The sequence below is a fragment of the Paenibacillus xylanexedens genome, from assembly GCF_007680605.1.
Taxonomy (GTDB): domain Bacteria; phylum Bacillota; class Bacilli; order Paenibacillales; family Paenibacillaceae; genus Paenibacillus; species Paenibacillus xylanexedens_B.
Genome location: NZ_VEIO01000085.1, coordinates 1 through 276 on the forward strand (window position 1 = coordinate 1; position 276 = coordinate 276).

1 protein-coding gene is annotated in these 276 nt (G+C 56.2%); it reads left to right on the top strand.

What is annotated here, in order from left to right; translation table 11 throughout:
* Positions 1-276 (top strand): AMP-binding enzyme (locus FS818_RS28490; protein WP_145336774.1); only part of this gene is annotated, 276 nt, incomplete at both ends.

Consider the following 276-nt stretch of genomic DNA (forward strand, 5'->3'; position numbering starts at 1 on the left):
GAAAGACGAGCAGGGCGAGTCTTATCTGTGTGCCTACGTGGTGAGCCTGGGCATTTTCAGTGCATCCGAGCTACGCACGTATTTGAAACGGAGTTTGCCTGAGTACATGGTGCCGACGTATCTGGTGGAAGTGGAGCAAATTCCACTGACGGCCAATGGGAAGGTAGACCGGAATGCGCTGCCGGAGCCGCAAGGGCTACTACAGACAACCAGCGAATACGTTGCGCCGCGAAGCGAGACCGAAGCGAAGCTAGCGGAGATTTGGCAGGATGTGCT